Here is a 15,510-nt window from a genome sequence, read left to right as displayed (position 1 = left end):
TGAACGCGAACGCCTAGCGCGGCGGTTCCGGCCTGCGCCACAACCACCACGCCACCCCGGCCATGCAGGCGATCGGCAATGCCGACATCCACCAGCGATGGCCTTCGACCAGCAGCATCACGACGAGCAGGACCGCCGCGCAGGCCAGCATCGCCCAGCTCGCGGCTCGCTTGGCCTTGCGCGAGACCGCGTGGTACGCCTGCCAGTCGCGGATCGCCGGGCCGAAGCGCGGGTGCGCGAGCAGGCGACGATGCAGGCGTTCGGAGCCCTGCGCCGCGGCCCAGGCCGAAATCAGGATGAACACCGTGGTCGGCAGGCCCGGCACGAACACGCCGACGATGCCCAGGCCCAGCGCGACGTAGGCCAGCAGCCACCAGGCCCAGCGGAAGCGTTTCGACCCCCTTCCCCCGCTTGCGGGGGAAGGCCGGGATGGGGGCGCATGTCGCATGCGGACGTTTTAGCAGAGTTCGGCGCTATCTTCTTCCGGCTTGCACTTGCCCCCGGCCCTCTCCCGCGAGCGGGAGAGGGGGAACGCTCACCGTGCCGCCACGCCCAGCTGGTCGAGCATGAACGCGTAGTACTCGGCGGCCTCGCGGTAGCGGCGGAAGCGGCCGGACTTGCCGCCGTGGCCGGCGTCCATGTTGATGCGGAACACCACCGGGAACTTGCCGGTGTCGAGGTCGCGCAGCTTCGCCACGTATTTGGCCGGCTCCCAGTACTGCACCTGCGAATCCCACAGGCCGGTGCCGACGAACATCGCCGGGTAGGCCTTCGCCGCGAGGTTGTCGTACGGCGAATAGGTGACGATGTAGTCGTAGAACTTCTTCTGCTCCGGATTGCCCCACTCGTCGTACTCGTTGGTGGTCAACGGGATGCTCGGGTCGAGCATCGTCGTCACCACGTCGACGAACGGCACCTGCGACACGATCACGCGGTATTTCTCCGGCGCCATGTTCGCCACCGCGCCCATCAGCAGGCCGCCGGCGCTGCCGCCCATCGCGGCGACGCGGTCCGGCGCGGCCCAGCCCTGCTTCACCAGCGCGTCGGTGACGTCGATGAAGTCGGTGAAGGTGTTCTTCTTGTTCAGCAGCTTGCCGTCCTCGTACCAGGCGCGGCCCATTTCCTGGCCGCCGCGGATGTGCGCCAGCGCGTAGACCATGCCGCGGTCGAGCAGGCTGACCGTGGTCGCGCTGAAGTACGGGTCCATCGACGCGCCGTAGCTGCCGTAGCCGTACTGCAGCATCGCGGCGCTGCCGTCCTTCCTGAAGCCCTTCCTGTATACGAGCGACACCGGCACCTTCGTGCCGTCGCGCGCCTCGACCCAGACGCGCTCGGTCGCGTACTGCGACGGGTCGTAGCCCGGCACCGGCTGCTGCTTGAGCAGGCGGCGTTCGCCGGTGAGCACGTTGAGCTCGTAGGTGGTCGACGGCGTGGTCATCGAGGTGTAGCCGTAGCGCAGCCACGGCGTGTCCGGCTCGGAGTTCACGTCCAGGCCCATCGAATACGCCGGCTCGTCGGCCTTCACGTATTCCTGCTCGTATTGCGAGTCCCTCGCAAGAGCCCGCACATCCATGTGCGGACTTTCTACTTTCTTCTTCAGCAGGCGGATGCGCTCCAGCCCGTCGGAGCGCTCGGCGACCGCGGCGAAACCGTCGAACAGCTCGAAACCTTCGACGAACACCTTCGGGTCGTGCGCCACCCAGTCCTTCCATTGCCCGCGGGTAGTCGCATCGGACGGCGCGGTGGCGATCTTGAAGTTCTTCGCCCCGTCGGCGTTGGTGCGGATCACCCACTGGCCGTCGAAATGGTCGGCGTCGTATTCCAGGTCGCGCTCGCGCGGGGCGAGGACGGCGAACTCGTCCGGATTCGCGGCCGGCGCGTAGTGCAGTTCGTTGGAAACCGTGCTGTCCAGGAAGATGGTGATGAACCTGTCGTCGCGGGTGCGGCCGATGCCCATGTAGAAGCTGTCGTCCTTCTCCTCGTAGACCAGCGCGTCCTGTTCGACCGGCGTGCCGAGCACGTGCTTCTTTACCCGCACGGTCAGCAGCGTCTCCGGGTCGTTCTCGACGTAGAACAGCGTCCGGTTGTCGTCCGCCCAGACCAGGTCCGGCGACACGCCCTTGATCGTCTCCGGGTACTTCTCGCCGGTTTCGAGGTCGAGGAAGCGGATCGTGTACTGGCGGCGGCCGTTGGTGTCCTCGGCGTAGGCCAGCAGCCTGTTGTCCTGCGATACTTCCCAGTCGCCGATGTTGTAGTAGTCGTGCCCCTTCGCCAGCTCGTTGACGTCGAGCAGCACCTGTTCGCCGGCGAAGTCGGAGGCGTTGTTGGCCTTCTGGATCGACAGCGCGTCGATGCCGGCCGCGTCCCTGCGCCGCGCGTAGACCGGATAGTCCTTGCCGGCCTGGAAGCGCGAGTAGTACCACCAGCCGCGCTCGCGGTACGGCACGCTGGAATCGTCCTGCTTGATCCGCGCGACGATCTCCTCGTACAGCTTGTCCTGCAGCGGCTTGAGCGGCGCCAGCACCTGGTCGGCGTAGGCGTTCTCCGCGTTCAGGTAGGCCAGCATCTCCGGGTTCTTGCGCTCGTCGTCGCGCAGCCAGTAGTAGTCGTCGTTGCGCTCGGCGCCGAACGGCGCCCTGACCACGTGCGGCTTCTTCGCCACGTCGGGCGCGACGGCTTCGGCGGCGAGGACGGAAGTCTGCGGAAGGCTCATCAGGACGGTCGCGAACAGGTATGGGAGGGTCTTCATATGGGGACCGGTTGCGTGGGAGGCAACGGCGGGTTCAGTCGGCCAGCCGTTGCCACAGGAAGGTATAGGCCAGGGCGTTCATGTGCGCCGACTGCGCGTTGTTGGCCGCGCCGCCGTGGCCGCCCTCGACGTTCTCGTAGTAACGCACGTCCTTGCCGGCCTCGGACATCAGCGCGTACATCTTGCGCGCATGGCCCGGATGCACGCGGTCGTCGCGGGTCGAGGTCATGAACAGCGTGGCCGGGTAGTCCTTGTCCGCGTCGAACAGGTGGTACGGCGAGAACGTCTTGATGAACTCCCAGTCGGCGGTGTCGGGGTTGCCGTATTCGGCCATCCACGACGCGCCGGCCAGCAGGTGGCTGTAGCGCTTCATGTCGAGCAGCGGCACCTGGCAGACCACCGCGCCGAACAGCTGCGGGTACTGGGTGAGCATGTTGCCCATCAGCAGGCCGCCGTTGCTGCCGCCCTGGATGCCGAGGTGCTTCGGCGAGGTGATCCCGTTCGCCACCAGGTCCTCGGCGACCGCGGCGAAGTCCTCGTAGGCCTTGTGCCGGTTCGCCTTCAGCGCGGCCTGGTGCCAGCGCGGGCCGTATTCGCCGCCGCCGCGGATGTTGGCGACCGCGTACACGCCGCCCTTCTCCAGCCAGCCCTTGCCGACGCCGCCGGAATAGGACGGCGTCAGCGAAATCTCGAAGCCGCCGTAGCCGTACAGCAGGGTCGGCGCCTTGCCGTCGTACTTCAGGCCCTTCGGCCGCACCAGGAAGTACGGCACCTTCGTGCCGTCCTTCGAGGTGGCGAAATGCTGCTCGACCACGTCGTTCGAAGCGTCGAAGAACGCCGGGTTCGACTTCAGCGCCTCCGGTTGCTTGCCGATCTCGGCGATCGACAGCGTGGTCGGTGTCAGGTAGTCGGTCGACGTCAGCCACACCGCGTCGGATTCGTCGCTGTCCACCGCGCCGACGCCGAGCGTGCCGATGGCCGGTGCGCCAGTGAAGTCGCTGGCGGCCCATTCGCCGCCATCCTGCGGCTTGAGCACGCGCAACTTGTTCTTGACGTCGTCCAGCACATTGAGGACCAGGTAGTTCTTCGTCCAGCTGTAGCTGGCCAGCGAAGTGGTGTCGGTCGGCTCGAACAGCACGGTGAAGTCGTGCTTGCCGGCGATGAAGTCGTCGAACTTCGCCGCCAGCAGCGAACCGGCCTTGTAGGCCTTGCCGCCGACGGTCCACGGCTCGCGCAGCTCCAGCGTCAGCCATTCGCGGTGCGCGCTCTTGCTGGCCGAATTCGGCGCATCGATCTTGGTCAGCGCGCCGTCCTTGCCGCGCAGGTACAGTTCGTCGTTGTAGAAGGCGATGGTGCGGCTGACGAAGTCGCGCTCGAAGCCGGGCGTGTGGTCGTGCACGGCGGCGATGTACATGTCGTCGGCCCTGCCTTCGTAGACCACCTTCGCCGCCGACAGCGGCGTGCCGCGCTTCCATTCCTTGACGATGCGCGGATAGCCGGAGCTGGTCAGCGAGCCTTCGCCGAAGTCGGTGAAGACGTAAACGGTGTTTTCGTCGACCCAGCCGAGCCCGCCCTTGGCCTCGGGACGGAAGAAGCCGTCCTTCACCCATTCCTTCTTCGCCAGGTCGAACTCGCGGGTCACGTCGGCGTCGCTGCCGCCGCGCGACAGCGCGACCAGGCAGCGGACGTACTCCGGCTTCAGGCAGTCGGCGCCGTGCCAGACCCAGTTCTCGCCCTCGGCCTTGTTCAGCGCGTCCAGGTCCAGCACGGTTTCCCATTGCGGGTTGGGCTTGCGGTATTCGTCCAGCGTGGTGCGGCGCCACAGGCCGCGCTCGTGGTCCTTGTCCTTCCAGAAGTTGTAGTAGTACGGGCCGATCTTCTCGACCCCGGGGATCTTGGCGTCGGAGTCGAGGATGGCGCGGATGTCGGCCTCGAGCCGCCTGAACTGCGGCGTCGCGGCGATCTCGGCCTCGGCCTTGGCGTTTTGCGCGTGGACCCATTGCAGCGGCTTCTCGCCGGTGACGTCTTCCAGCCAGGCGTAGCGGTCGGTCACTTCGTTCTTTTCCTCGGCAGCGGTCGCGCCCGTCGCGGCGACCAGGCCGGCGAGCAGGCAAACGGGGGCGAATCGGGACATCGGCAGGGCTCCACGAAGCCATTTGAATGGCCCGGAACGCTAGCACAGCCCCCGAAGGGCGACCCCCTGCCGAAGGTCAGGCCGCGCGCGCGAAACGCTTCGCCGCCAGGGGCTTGCGCCGCCGCCGCGCCTGCCCGCCCGGCCGCCGCCGGCGCGCCGGAACCGGTTCTTGCCGTACCGGCAGGCGGAAGCGGTGCAACGCCCACCATGCGCTCAGCGGCATGCCCAGCAGCCACAGCGGGGTGAACCCCAGCCATTCGCTGCGCCACGGCAACAGCAGGCTCAGCGCCAGGCCGGCGAAGACGGCATTGCGCAGCCAGCGGTCCAGTTGCGGGTCGGGGGTCGCGACGTTTTGCGAAAACGAGGCATGTCGGGTCATGGCGGTGGGTCTCCCGGGGGGCGATGGAGCCAATCTGCGTGTCCACCATCTCAGGGGTTGCGACATCGCGGGAGTGCTCTGGCTGTTGTCTTGGCCTTTCGCTTTTCGGGGTCCCTTCCGCAGCGGCGGGGACGGGGGGCAAACCCCGAAGGGGGGGCGCACACGGATGGGCGCCGTTTCCGGGGCCGCAGGAGGCGGCTTCCGAAAATCCCCGCCGGCTCCGCGTACCCGGAGCGCGAAGCGCGGAAGGCGCGAAGGCAGGGGGTGCTTTCTTTTGGTTACTTTTCTTTGCACACGCAAAGAAAAGTAACCCGCCCGTCAGGGCGGAACGCTTTCGCTTCATTGAGCCAAGCTCGCTCGGCTGCCTTTCGTTCAACTCACGACCGAACATGGCGCGTCGGGGGTAGCCACGACCTACAACTTCGGCAGGCACAGCTCGCTGCGCTCGCGTCCCCTCATCCGCCCTTCGGGCCCCTTCTCCCGCATGGGGAGAAGGGCTGCAGCGCGTCAGCGTTCGTAATTCGACAATGCCAGCGACAGCAGCGAGCGCGCCTGCTCGCGCAGCGACGCCGGCTCGACGATTTCCGCGTCGGCGCCGTAATGCAGCACGTCCATCAGCAGCTCGCGCGACGCGCTGTACGGCACCTTCAGCTCGTAGCGCCCATCGGGCAGGAAGCGCCCCTGCTGCTTCGAATGCCATTGCTCGTCGGCGACCCAGCGCGCCGCCTTGGCGCTGAACACGATCGTCGCCCAGCCCTTCGGTTCGCCGGAGAAGATGCCGTAGCTGGAGGCGAGGTGCTGCTTCAGCTCGTCCTCGCCGATGTCGCGCGCCGCCCCGTCGAGCACGCGCGCGCCGCCGATGCGGTCGACGGCGAAGCTGCGCAGCGCCTCGCGGTCGTGGTCCCACGCGTCGAGGTACCAGTTGTCGCGGTAATGGGTGATGCGCTGCGGCGACACCGTGCGCTTCGTCTTCTCGTCGGTGGAGCGCGCGCGGTACTCGAAGGCCAGCTGCTTGCGTTCCAGCACCGCCGCGGCCACGGTGCGGAACGCGGTCTCGTCGAGGCGGCGGCCGCGGTGCGGGATCACCCGCACCCGCTCGACCGGCCAGTGCTCGACCCCGGCGTGGTCGGCCAGCAGCGTTTCGATGCGCTTCTGCAGCGGCGCCAGCGCGGTCGACAGCACGCCGCCGGTAGTGCGCGACAGCAACTGCTGGGCGGCGAGCAGCGAATACAGTTCCTCCGAACTCAGCCACAGCCCGGGCAGTTCGAAGCGCTCGCTCTCGCCCGGGGCGTAGCGGAAGCCGGCCTCGCCGTCGCCCTCGATCGGCGCCATCAGCGCATCGCGCAGGTAGGCCAGGTCGCGGTAGGCGGTGGCGCGCGAGCAGCCCAGTTCGTCCTGCAGGCGCTTGACCGTGACCGGGTAGCGCGCGGCCTTGAGGATGCGGTGCAGGGCGGTGATGCGTTCGATCTTGTCCATGAGCCCGGTTCCGGAAGCGGGGGATGGCGCGGATTATCGCCGAGTCGCGGCCGGTTCTCCGTGCAGTTCGCGCTTTCGCTAGTATCGCGCCACCGATCGACCGGAGCCCGCCATGCCGCCGCGCCTTTCCGCCGTCGCCGTCCTCGCCATCGCCCTGGCCGCCTGCAAGGCCGGCCAGCCCGCCGACCCTGCGACCGCATCCGCGCCCGGCACGGCCGCGCCCGCGCTTCCCGCCCCGCCCCAACCCAGCCCCGCCGACGAGGTGAAGGCGTCGATGGACGCGTTCTGGGGCGCGAAGAGCTTCCACGCCACGATGGTCATGGAAGGCGCGGGCACGCCGACCACGACCAGCGAAATGGATTTCGTCGCCCCCGACCGCTATCGCATCACGATGCCGATGGGCACCCAGGTCGTCATCGGCGACACCATGTACATGCAGGTGCGGGGCCGCACGGCGAAGATGCCGCTGCCGAAGGGCACGCTGAGCCAGTGGCGCGATCCGCTGAAGTTCGGGCAGGGCAAGGAAGGCCTCGCCGTGGAGGCGCTGGGCGCCGACAGCGTCGACGGCACGCCGGCGAAGAAGTACCGGGTGAAGGTGACCCGGCCGGAAGCGGCCGAATTCACCTACTGGATCGACGGCGACGGGCGCCCGCTGAAGTTCGAACACGAAGGCAGCGCGCAGGGCAAGCCGTTCCACATGACCGCGCGCTATTCGCGCTACGACGACCCCGGCATCCGCATCGACGCGCCGCGGTAGGCCGTTCAGGCCTCCGCGAGCAGCTCGCCGGCGCCGCTGTCGAGCAGGTCGCCCGCGACCTGGCGACCCAGCGCTTCCGCCTCGCCGCCCGACGCCTCCGCCCGCACCACGCGCCCATCGCGCGCCGAGCCGACCAGGCCGCGCAGGCGCATACCCTCGCCTTCCAGCCGCGCCAGCGCTGCCACCGGCACGTGGCAGCTGCCGTGCAGCGCGCGGTTCATCGCCCGCTCCGCTTCCACGCAGGTCCGCGTCGGCGGGTCGTCGAGTGCGGCGAACAGTTCCGCGACCCCGGCGTCGCCGGCGCGGGTTTCGACCGCGATCGCGCCCTGCGCTGGCGCCGGCAGCCAGTCCGGCGCCTCGAGGCGCGCGCGGATGCGGTCGCCGAAACCCAGCCGCTGCAGGCCGGCGCAGGCCAGCACGATGGCGTCGTAGTCGCCGGCGTCGAGCTTGGCCAGCCGCGTGTTGACGTTGCCGCGCAGGTCGAGCAATTGCAGGTCGGGCCGGCGCGCGCGCAGTTGCGCTTGCCGGCGCAGCGACGAAGTGCCGACGCGCGCACCGTGCGGCAGTTCGTCGAGCGTGGCGAAGCCGTTGCCGACGAAGGCGTCGGCGTGGTCGGCGCGCGCCAGGATCGCCGGCAGCGTGAACGGCGCGTCCAGCTCCATCGGCACGTCCTTCAGCGAATGCACCGCGCAGTCGGCCTCGCCGCGCAGCATCGCCAGCTCGAGTTCCTTCAGGAACAGGCCCTTGCCGCCGATCGCCGCCAGCGAGCGGTCCAGCACCTCGTCGCCGCGCGTGCTCATCGGCACCAGCACGACTTCGAGGCCGGGGTGCGCCGCGCGCAGCAGGGCGGCGACGTGCTCGCTCTGCCACAGCGCGAGCGGGCTTTTGCGGGTGGCGATGCGGAGGGTCTTCATCCGCGCATTCTATCGCTTTGGATTTCCCGTCCAAGGGACACGCCCGGACGACGCGCAAACCTACGATCACATCCTATATCATCGACGCTTATGGCGGAATCGCCGCCACACGAACCATCGGGCCGGAATGAGCGCGGAATACCCTTTCGTTTTTGGCAAGGATTTCATGGCGGACCGAGTCGGGGAACTGAGCGCCCAGTTCAGCGCATCGGAACCTTTCCGTTATATCGTCATCGACGACTTCTTGCCTTACGAGCACGCTCGGTTCCTGTCGAATAGATTTCCCCAACCGGATCATCCCGTATGGCTGGATTGGAAAAAACGCTCTCCTCACCAATACGGCAAGCAAGGCCCGGGCAATTCGAGCAAGTTCCATTTGCTGGATCCAACTCTCAGGTTCGCCCTGTACGAATTCAACACATCGCCGTTCCTCCAGTTCCTGGAAGCATTGACGGGAATAGGGAAACTGATACCGGACCCGCACTACACCGGCGGCGGCATGCACCAGATATTGCGTGGCGGCATCCTCGACATTCATACTGATTTCAATTCATACACCCGGCTCGACCTCCATCGGCAACTCAACGTCCTGATATACCTGAACGAGAATTGGGAACCGGGATATGGCGGCGAACTTGAATTGTGGGATTCGAGTCCGAAGCTTGGCGGAAAATGCATCGAATCGATCCCGCCGCTATTCAATCGTGCCGTGATCTTCAAAACGGATAAAACCAGTTTCCATGGGCACCCACGAGAGTGGGCCGCTCCCGAGCCCCTCACCCGCCGTTCCATTGCCCTCTACTACTACACAGTGCGCAAACTGGAAGGCGCGCGATACGACGAGTTGACGGACTTCCAAGGCGTGAACCGCAAGGAAATCGGCTAAAAAGCAAGTCTCGCAAAGTCGACGCGCCAGCCGGAATCAGAACCCCCGCACCGCTTCGCGCAACCCCGCCACGCAACGCCGGCTGACCTCCAGCGGCTCGGCGCCGTGGCGCAGGATCGCGTGCACGCGGCCGTCGCCGTTGCGGCGCAGTTCGACCAGTTCGTGGCGCGCGACCAGGCAATTGCGGTGGATGCGCACGAAGCGCTCGCCGAATTCGTCCTCCAGCGACTTCAGCGATTCCTCGATCAGGTCCTCGCCGCGCGCGTGGTGCACCACCACGTATTTTTCCTCGGCGTGCAGGTAATGCACTTCCTCGACCGGGATCAGGCGCAGGCTGCCGCGCAGGCGCGCGCACAGGTGGCTGCGCGCATGCTTGCCCGCGGCGCCGGGTGCGGCGCCGTTGCCGCGGCCGGCGAGGAAGATGCGCGCGCGTTCCAGCGCCGACGCCAGCCGCTCGCCGCGGACCGGCTTCATCAGGTAATCGATGGCCTCGGCCTCGAACGCCGACAGCGCGTGCTCGTCGTAGGCGGTGCAGAACACCACCGCCGGGCGCGGCTCGAACGCGGCCAGGTGGCGCGCCACCTCCATTCCGTCGACGCCGGGCATGGCGATGTCCAGCAGCACCACGTCGGGCTGGAATTCGGCGCAGGCCTGCAGCGCGGCCAGGCCGTCGCCGGCCTCGGCCACGACCTCGACCCCGGCACACTCGGCCAGCAGCGCGCGCAGGCGCTCGCGGGCCAGGGGCTCGTCGTCGACGACCACGACTTTCATGGCGCCACCTTCACGACGGCAACTTCCTCCCGATGCCTCGCGCCCCGACGGCGGCGAGGGACGCGGACATAGTAGCCACGTGCGGATGCCGAAGTCACCTGCGCCGGCGCCGCAGCGCGAGCGCCGTCACGCCGCGGGCACGGCTACGCCAGTCGCGCGGTCATCCAGTCGCCAAGGTCGCGGATCTCCTCGGCGCAGACCTGGTGCGCCATCGGGTACGCATGCCATTCGACCGCGTAGCCGGCGCCCCGCAAGGCCTCGGCGCTGGATTTCCCGTACAGCAGCGGCACCACCGGATCGCCGAGGCCGTGGGCCATGAACACCGGCTGCCTTTTCGACGCGGCGCTGGCGAACCCGGCCAGCCCGTCGGCGCCGGGCAGGTAGGTGGACAACGCGATCAGCCCCGCCAGCGGCGCTTCGCGGCGCGTGCCCAGCGCCAGCGCGACCGCGCCGCCCTGCGAGAAGCCGGCCAGCAGCAGGCATCCGGCGGGGATGCCGCGCTCGTGCTCGCGCGCGATCAGCGCCTCGACCTGCGCCATCGATTCGGCGATGCCGTCGCTGTCGGCGCGGGTGGCGAAATCCATGCCGGCGATGTCGTACCAGGCGCGCATGCGCAGGCCGTTGTTGATCGTCACCGGGCGCACCGGCGCGTGCGGGAACACGAAGCGCAGCGCCGGCCAGTCGCGGCGGACCAGTTCCGGCACGATCGGCGCGAAATCGTGGCCGTCGGCGCCGAGGCCGTGCAGCCACAGCACCGTCCATTGCGGGTCCGCGCCGGTTTCGTGCTCGACGGTCTCGAGCAGCGCCGCGCCCGCCATCAGATTTCCACCATCTCGAAATCGGACTTGGTCGCGCCGCAGTCCGGGCAGGTCCAGTCGTCCGGGATGTCCTCCCAGCGCGTGCCCGGGGCGATGCCTTCCTCCGGCAGGCCGTCGGCTTCGTTGTAGATGAAGCCGCAGACCACGCACATCCAGGAGCGGTAGGCGGTGTCGTTCGGTTCGGTCATTGGGGGGATAATGTGGGAATGAACCCGCATTGTCCCATCCCCGCCCGCGCGCCGGAAGCCGGCCGATGAGCCGGATTCCGCGGGGTCCCGCCCCAACGGGGTTGTACCTGGTCACGCCGGACGAGGCCGATACCGCGCGGCTGCTGGCGCGGGTGGCGCCGCTGCTGCGCGAAGGCCCGGCGTGGCTGCAATACCGCAACAAGACCGCCGGCGACACCCTGCGCTGGGAACAGGCGGTGGCGTTGCAGCCGCTGTGCGAGGCCGCCGGCGTGCCGCTGATCGTCAACGACGACGTGGGCCTGGCGGAAGGCATCGGCGCGGCCGGCGTGCACCTGGGCGAGGACGACGGCGACATCGCCGCGGCGCGCGACCTGCTCGGGCCGGACGCGATCGTCGGCGCCTCGTGCTACGACGACATCGGGCGGGCGCGGCGCGCGGTCGCCGCCGGCGCCAGCTACGTCGCCTTCGGCGCGTTCTTCCCGACCGCGACCAAGGCGACCACGCGGCGCGCGACGACGCGGCTGCTGCACGACGCGAAACCGCTCGGCGTGCCGCTCGTCGCGATCGGCGGGATCACGCCGGAAAACGCCAAGCCCATTCTCGATGCCGGCGCCGACCTGGTCGCCGTGGTCGGCGGCGTGTTCGATGCGCCCGACCCGGTGGCCGCTGTCCGTGCCTATCTTTTCCGTTTCGAATCGCCAACCCGTTCGTCCTGAGCGTAGGCCCGCAGGGCCGAGGCCGAAGGACAGGCTCGGCTGCGCTTCGACTCCGCCCGCTTCGCGAGCTACGCTCAGCGCGAGCGGTTACAAAAATTCATTTCCAGGGAATCATTGATGAACCACGACAACTCCCACGCCCTCTTCTCCCGCGCGCAACAATTGCTGCCCGGCGGCGTCAACTCGCCGGTGCGCGCGTTCAAGTCGGTCGGCGGCGAGCCGTTCTTCGTGCAGCGCGCCGACGGCCCCTACCTGTACGACGTCGACGGCAACCGCTACATCGACTACGTCGGCTCGTGGGGCCCGATGATCGCCGGCCACAACCACCCGGTGGTGCGCGAGGCGGTGGAGAAGGCGATCCGCGACGGCCTGTCGTTCGGCGCGCCGTGCCCGGCCGAGGTGGCGATGGCCGAGGAGATCGTCAAGCTGGTGCCGTCGTGCGAGATGGTGCGCATGGTCAACTCCGGCACCGAGGCCACGCTGTCGGCGATCCGCCTGGCGCGCGGCGCCACCGGACGCAGCAAGATCGTCAAGTTCGAGGGCTGCTACCACGGCCACGGCGACTCGTTCCTGGTCAAGGCCGGCAGCGGCATGCTCACGCTCGGCGTGCCCACCTCGCCCGGCGTGCCGCTGGGCCTGAGCGAGCTGACCGCGACGCTGAGCTACAACGATTTCGAAGGCGCGACGCATCTGTTCGACGAGATCGGCGGCGAGATCGCCGCGGTGATCATCGAACCGGTGGTCGGCAACGCCAACTGCATCCCGCCGCGCGCGGGCTACCTGCAGCACCTGCGGCAGTTGTGCACGCAGCACGGCGCACTGCTGATCTTCGACGAGGTGATGACCGGCTTCCGCGTCGCGCTGGGCGGCGCGCAGGCGCACTACGGCATCACCCCGGACCTGAGCACCTTCGGCAAGATCCTCGGCGGCGGCATGCCGGTCGGCGCCTATGGTGGCCGCGCCGAACTGATGCGGCAGATCGCGCCGAGCGGCCCGATCTACCAGGCCGGCACGCTCAGCGGCAATCCGGTGGCGATGGCCGCGGGCCTGGCGATGCTGAAGCTGATCCAGGAACCGGGCTTCCACGAAAAATTGACCGCGACCACGGCGACGCTGTGCGAAGGCCTCGAGGCCGCCGCGCGCGAAGCCGGCGTGGCGGTGACGACCAACCGGGTCGGCGCGATGTTCGGCCTGTTCTTCACCGCGGAGAAGGTCGAGACCTACGCCCAGGCCACCGCCTGCGACATCCCGGCGTTCAACCGCTTCTTCCACGCGATGCTGGAGCGCGGCGTGTTCCTCGCGCCGAGCGCGTACGAAGCCGGGTTCGTGTCGAGCGCGCACGACGACGCGGTGGTCGCCGCGACGGTCGAGGCGGCGCGCGAAGCGTTCGGGATCGCGCGCGGATGAACTACGACCTGGTGCTGTTCGACCTGGACGACGTGCTGGTCGACTACGACGAGGCCGCGCGCCTGCAGTTGCTGGCCGAACGCAGCGGCACCACGCCCGGGCGCGTGCACGAGGCGCTGATGCTGAGCGGTTTCGAGGACGAATCCGACCGCGGCGAATGGTCGTCGGACCTGTACGCCGGCGAGTTGTCGCGCCGGCTCGGCGCCACGCTCAGCCTGCAGGACTGCATCGACGCGCGCGCGGCCAGCATGAGGCCGCGGCCGGAGATGCTGGAACTGGCGCAAGCGGCGTCGGCGCAGGTACGGGTCGCCATCCTGACCAACAACGGCACCTACATGCACGGACGGATGCGCGAGATCTGCCCGGCGCTGTTCCCGCTGTTCGCCGGCGCGGTGCATTTCGCCGCCGAATACGGCGCGGCCAAGCCCGACCCGCGCTCTTTCCTCGATTGCCTGGCCGAACGCGGCACCGCTGCGGCGCGGACCCTGTTCGTCGACGACCGCGCGCCGAACGTCGAGGGCGCACGCTGCGCCGGGCTGGATGCGCTGCATTTCACCGGCGCCGCGCCGCTGGCGCGCGAACTGATCGGGCGCGGGCTGTTCGTCTGAAGACATTTATCCGACCCGACTTGTGCCGGGTTTATCACCGCATTTCGTGATGGATATGGCATATCGCCTCGCAGATTGAAATATGCAAGGCAGGATTGCCGTCATGACCGGCCCGCGGCTATCGGTCAACAGCTTGATTCCACGCAGGAATTCGCCCCTTGAACGCCTCGCCCGGGCCGCGGATACTTCGTCATATCACCCCGATTTGGGGTCTATTAGGCGTTAGGTGCCCTCGGATGACATCTCGACAGTCAAAGAAGAGCAAAGCGGGAGTCCCTGATTGGGTGACATCCCACTTCGAGTCAGCCTTGGAGGCAGAGCAAAGTCTCATCCGCGCGATTTCCATTAGCCGATCTGGCATTTCCCTGGTAACGCGCATGCCTCGTCTTAATAAGGCAGTCGCACGCGTCCAAGGGAAAACTGGCCCAGATCCCGAACGTCAGAAAGCCATAGAAGAGGATGCCGCGCTGGCTGAGTCAGAGATAAAGAATGACTTCCCAGTCCTTCACTCGCTGGCCACTGTGGGGCTTTGGAGCTGGCTGGAGCATCTAGTGAAGGGCATCGCCATTGAATGGGTTAAGCACAACCCTTCCTTGCTTAGCGGCCAGCCTTTCAATCGGCTTCGCGTAAAGCTGTCTGACTACGTCCCTCTAACAAAGGCAGAGCAATCTGCTTACATCATTGAGCTTCTAGAGCAGGAGACATCGTCTAGCCTCAAACGCGGCGTAAACCGCTTTGAGGCTCTCCTCGACCCTTTCGGCCTCTCCGGTGCCGTCCCTTCAAAGACATCAGATTCAATTTTTGAACTTCAGCAGATAAGAAATGCTATTGCGCACCAGAATGGTCGTTGTGATCGCAAGCTGAAGGCAAGCTGCCCATGGCTTAAGCTCAAGATCGGATCCCCCATTTCCATTAGCCATCGCCAACTATCAAATTATTCTGCTGCCTGCATGGATTACGGTCTTCTCCTGCTTTACCGCATAGGCGACCATCATGGTGTCAACCTTCGTGACGATTCGGCGGCGGGCACCTAACAATTCATTCAAGCCGAAGCCGCTTCGCGGCTCGGCTTAATTCAGGCGTTAGGTGCGTGGAAGAAGATTTACGCCAGCTTTTAGATCTATGCATCAAGTACGAGGACGGCAACCCTTTGTGGCCTGATGGCTTCGTGCCGTTTTGCTCTAAGCACGGCATTACTCAAGACCAATTTTGCTACCTGTTTGCAAAGCTTGTTGCCTTGGAGTTTGTGCATGGTGAGGTGTCTTTCGCAGATGGCAACAGGGCGATGAACCGCCTATTCGGCGTAGCAGATATAAATCTCCGCGGCTTACCGTGGGACATCTATCACGCTTTTGATGCGGGGGAGTATCGACACTTGGAGGACCCCGAGGGCACTATCAGCTGGCAAAAGTACACATTGCCACGGGTCATGGAGGTGCTGGTTCATGAAGGCCTGCTGCCACGCACCTAACAATTCATTCAAGCCGAACCCGCTTCGCGGGTCGGCTTAATTCAGCAACTGTCTTGAGAAGGTGCCTTTAGGCGACAGCCGCCAAGGCCTTCAACTCGTCCCGCCGCCTCGCATTGACGATCGTCAGCAGCTTGCGCATGCACGCCACCAGCGCGACCTTGGCCACCTTTCCACGTGCCCGCAATTGTTGGTAGTGCGCCCGCATCGCCGGCTCCCATCGCACCGCCGATAGCGTC

Annotated in this window: 16 protein-coding genes; 7 read left to right on the top strand and 9 right to left on the bottom strand. The window is 67.0% G+C overall.

What is annotated here, in order from left to right:
• Positions 1-13: 13 nt before the first annotated feature.
• The 5 genes from CSC71_RS13690 to CSC71_RS13670 form a co-directional block, all read right to left on the bottom strand.
• Positions 14-448 (bottom strand): YbaN family protein, encoded by a 435-nt coding sequence (locus tag CSC71_RS13690; protein ID WP_162374937.1) that lies wholly within the window; start codon positions 446-448, stop codon positions 14-16.
• An 87-nt stretch (positions 449-535) separates the two neighbouring features.
• On the bottom strand, positions 536-2,749 hold the full coding sequence (locus tag CSC71_RS13685) for a S9 family peptidase (RefSeq protein ID WP_162374936.1): 2,214 nt from the start codon (positions 2,747-2,749) through the stop codon (positions 536-538).
• Between the two features lie 34 nt (positions 2,750-2,783).
• The gene (locus tag CSC71_RS13680; protein ID WP_162374935.1) at positions 2,784-4,883 is read right to left on the bottom strand and encodes a prolyl oligopeptidase family serine peptidase; all 2,100 of its coding nucleotides are present in this window, start codon (positions 4,881-4,883) and stop codon (positions 2,784-2,786) included.
• Between the two features lie 76 nt (positions 4,884-4,959).
• Positions 4,960-5,262, bottom strand: coding sequence for a hypothetical protein (locus CSC71_RS13675; protein WP_162374934.1), 303 nt, complete (start codon positions 5,260-5,262; stop codon positions 4,960-4,962).
• 507 nt (positions 5,263-5,769) lie between these two features.
• The gene (locus CSC71_RS13670; RefSeq protein ID WP_162374933.1) at positions 5,770-6,738 is read right to left on the bottom strand and encodes a helix-turn-helix transcriptional regulator; all 969 of its coding nucleotides are present in this window, start codon (positions 6,736-6,738) and stop codon (positions 5,770-5,772) included.
• A gap of 112 nt (positions 6,739-6,850) precedes the next feature.
• Here CSC71_RS13670 and CSC71_RS13665 point away from each other — a divergent pair, with 112 nt between their 5' ends.
• Positions 6,851-7,495 carry a hypothetical protein gene (locus tag CSC71_RS13665; protein ID WP_162374932.1) on the top strand — a complete coding sequence of 215 codons (645 nt, stop codon included), beginning with the start codon at positions 6,851-6,853 and terminating at the stop codon, positions 7,493-7,495.
• A gap of 5 nt (positions 7,496-7,500) precedes the next feature.
• Here the strand turns inward: CSC71_RS13665 and hemC are convergent, their stop codons facing one another.
• A complete protein-coding gene (gene hemC / locus CSC71_RS13660; RefSeq protein WP_162374931.1) occupies positions 7,501-8,409 on the bottom strand; it encodes a hydroxymethylbilane synthase in 909 nt (302 codons plus the stop codon).
• Positions 8,410-8,536: 127 nt separating this feature from the next.
• Between hemC and CSC71_RS13655 the strand changes: the two genes are divergently transcribed.
• Complete coding sequence (locus tag CSC71_RS13655) at positions 8,537-9,295, top strand: 2OG-Fe(II) oxygenase (RefSeq protein WP_162374930.1); 759 nt, start codon at positions 8,537-8,539, stop codon at positions 9,293-9,295.
• Between the two features lie 36 nt (positions 9,296-9,331).
• On the opposite strand, the gene CSC71_RS13650 is transcribed toward CSC71_RS13655, so the two are convergent.
• The 3 genes from CSC71_RS13650 to CSC71_RS13640 all read right to left on the bottom strand — a co-directional run bounded on the left by CSC71_RS13650 (position 9,332) and on the right by CSC71_RS13640 (position 11,072).
• Positions 9,332-10,066 carry a LytR/AlgR family response regulator transcription factor gene (locus tag CSC71_RS13650; protein ID WP_162374929.1) on the bottom strand — a complete coding sequence of 245 codons (735 nt, stop codon included), beginning with the start codon at positions 10,064-10,066 and terminating at the stop codon, positions 9,332-9,334.
• Positions 10,067-10,209: 143 nt separating this feature from the next.
• A complete protein-coding gene (locus CSC71_RS13645; protein WP_162374928.1) occupies positions 10,210-10,884 on the bottom strand; it encodes an alpha/beta hydrolase in 675 nt (224 codons plus the stop codon).
• Positions 10,884-11,072 (bottom strand): rubredoxin, encoded by a 189-nt coding sequence (locus CSC71_RS13640; protein WP_162374927.1) that lies wholly within the window; start codon positions 11,070-11,072, stop codon positions 10,884-10,886. Before CSC71_RS13640 ends, CSC71_RS13645 begins: the two co-directional genes overlap by 1 nt.
• 65 nt (positions 11,073-11,137) lie before the next feature.
• Here CSC71_RS13640 and thiE point away from each other — a divergent pair, with 65 nt between their 5' ends.
• The 5 genes from thiE to CSC71_RS13615 all read left to right on the top strand — a co-directional run bounded on the left by thiE (position 11,138) and on the right by CSC71_RS13615 (position 15,274).
• Positions 11,138-11,788: a thiamine phosphate synthase gene (gene thiE / locus CSC71_RS13635; RefSeq protein ID WP_162374926.1), complete on the top strand. Its 651-nt coding sequence runs from the start codon at positions 11,138-11,140 to the stop codon at positions 11,786-11,788.
• Between the two features lie 117 nt (positions 11,789-11,905).
• A complete protein-coding gene (hemL, locus tag CSC71_RS13630; RefSeq protein WP_162374925.1) occupies positions 11,906-13,195 on the top strand; it encodes a glutamate-1-semialdehyde 2,1-aminomutase in 1,290 nt (429 codons plus the stop codon).
• On the top strand, positions 13,192-13,803 hold the full coding sequence (locus CSC71_RS13625; protein ID WP_162374924.1) for an HAD-IA family hydrolase: 612 nt from the start codon (positions 13,192-13,194) through the stop codon (positions 13,801-13,803). Before hemL ends, CSC71_RS13625 begins: the two co-directional genes overlap by 4 nt.
• 377 nt (positions 13,804-14,180) lie before the next feature.
• Positions 14,181-14,837 carry a hypothetical protein gene (locus tag CSC71_RS13620; RefSeq protein ID WP_211368045.1) on the top strand — a complete coding sequence of 219 codons (657 nt, stop codon included), beginning with the start codon at positions 14,181-14,183 and terminating at the stop codon, positions 14,835-14,837.
• Positions 14,838-14,893: 56 nt separating this feature from the next.
• Positions 14,894-15,274 (top strand): hypothetical protein, encoded by a 381-nt coding sequence (locus tag CSC71_RS13615; protein ID WP_162374922.1) that lies wholly within the window; start codon positions 14,894-14,896, stop codon positions 15,272-15,274.
• Positions 15,275-15,510 lie beyond the last annotated feature (236 nt).

It is taken from the genome of Pseudoxanthomonas sangjuensis, from assembly GCF_010211755.1.
Taxonomy (GTDB): domain Bacteria; phylum Pseudomonadota; class Gammaproteobacteria; order Xanthomonadales; family Xanthomonadaceae; genus Pseudoxanthomonas_A; species Pseudoxanthomonas_A sangjuensis.
Note: the sequence above shows the minus strand (reverse complement) of the source record. Positions and strands in the feature narration are given on the sequence as shown.